Here is a 1,923-nt window from a genome sequence, read left to right on the forward strand (position 1 = left end):
TGCATTTGTTCGAGTTGCAGTTTCTGTTGAGAAGTCAGTGTAATTTTCATGGTTCGTAGCATGATCCTGATTCTAAATAAAATCAAGCATGTTCAATGATCAGGGGTATAACACAGCGGATGAGTGAAAGCATCGCTTATCCGCTGGTATATTAGGCCACAATGATAAGCTAATTATTTTTTAATCTCTTCCTTACATCCTGCATGGATTGAGAGCGTAGATAATTTGAGTTATATTTTTTAAGCGCACTCAATGTTGGAAGTTCTATCATAACAATGTTTGTTGCATCCAATGCTTTATTAATAACATTATGAATTTTTGATTTATTTTCATCCGGATACTTCTGTACGCTCACAACTGTCTGAAAGTAAATAGGCGCCTTTCTCAAACCAACATTATCGCCTCTTAGGTTATATTTTTGCGATACATAATAAACAGCATTAGAAGGATCAAAGAATGCCGCATTATTATTTCTGGTTTCTTTATATTCAAGGCTATTGTTACCAATAATGCAGTTAGAGTATGAGCGACACTTATTAACTATTTGTTTCATTTTAGATACGGCAAGAGGCCAATTTTCGTTCATACGCTCACCACTTTCAGGCTTAATTCCTGAATGATTCGAATAATCATTAAAGTGAGCCCTAGCAACAGAGACCCAAGTATTTTTCCATATATCAGCCGTTTTACTAATTTGGTCAAGTTGACAATCAAAATCACTTTCAAACGTTAACCCTGCTGCCATTAAAGCACCAATATTAGTCTTATTATCTCGCTCTCGATCAAGATAGTTATCACCATCTTCAGCTCTATGCATATCAGCACTCTTCATCATGCAAGCTGTAATAGACACTTCTCTCAGTATTGCATTACGGTTATTGCGTGCACGGTTTTCAGTACTCGTGCTATCGAACTCCTTCGCTAGTTCTTTATGCAGCTCTACATATTCATCCATAAATGTACTTACCCAAAAATTAGCCATACGACCTTTTCGATCATTGCTAGAACTGTATGAGACGTACGTACTACCGATATTCGGATTATTGAGTATATGTCTAGGACTATATTGCCCAGCGAAGACTCGCAACTTCAGTCCTAAGTTAGTCCCATTCTCTTTGTTATATTCCCTCAATGTATTTAATGCATTCTTAATAATCTCAAAGTTGTATTCATCATCTCTAGGCTCCAATGTGCTCCATTCCACCTGCAGAACAACTCCGTCAACATATTTCGCCCAATCTTGGGGCTTATTGCTATTTTCAAATGGATTATCAAAACCATTTCTATTTCCAATACTCTTAGATACATCACCTCTAGTAATAAACCCTTTCAATATTTCTTTATTTGGATGCGCATTTACCCCAAAAGATACCGACGCTATTAAAATCATCAAACTAAACTTCAACATATACATCACCTATGTAACAAAACAATATCTACTAAAACAAGCTTACAATATACAGACAAAATGTTACATTCCTTTGTGCCTCACTTGACATTGAGACTTTATTCCCAAAAAAAAACAATAAGACATTACCTACAAAAAGGGCTTGGTCAACGGCGACAAAGCCCTTTTAATTAGATATTGTGTCTTAGAACCCATCCCAGAAGAAGCAAAAGGACACACGCCATAATTTAATGGTGCCTGTCCTTTAAGTCTACTCGTTAACTTTCATTAACTTATTGATTACACATTGAAGTGATATTAAAAAAGTTTCATTATGAAAAGGTGAAAGTCGGTTTTTAGCTGGCCAATAAGTGTTATACGCAAGGAGAGTAAAGTGGTAAAAATTCGTGAAATGGAAATCGCGGACTATACCCAATCAACTTGAAAATGCAGGCTTGGGTACCTGAAAATTATCATTGATTCGAGACGTCAGTGAACCTGCGATCTCTGGAAGAGTCACAGTAAAAAATTCATCG

At 36.2% G+C, this 1,923-nt stretch carries 1 protein-coding gene; it reads right to left on the reverse strand.

Annotated features, from left to right (window positions below):
* Positions 1 to 169: 169 nt before the first annotated feature.
* Positions 170 to 1,408: a hypothetical protein gene (locus ACQEXR_RS20015; protein ID WP_427021020.1), complete on the reverse strand. Its 1,239-nt coding sequence runs from the start codon at positions 1,406 to 1,408 to the stop codon at positions 170 to 172.
* Between the last annotated feature and the right edge of the window lie 515 nt (positions 1,409 to 1,923).

The sequence above is a fragment of the Vibrio sp. TRT 2004 genome, from assembly GCF_050113735.1.
Taxonomy (GTDB): domain Bacteria; phylum Pseudomonadota; class Gammaproteobacteria; order Enterobacterales; family Vibrionaceae; genus Vibrio.

Coding starts and splice junctions, on each gene's coding strand:
- ACQEXR_RS20015 (WP_427021020.1), bottom strand. CDS start 1,408: ATGTTGAAGTTTAGTTTGATGATTTTAATAGCGTCGGTATCTTTTGGG.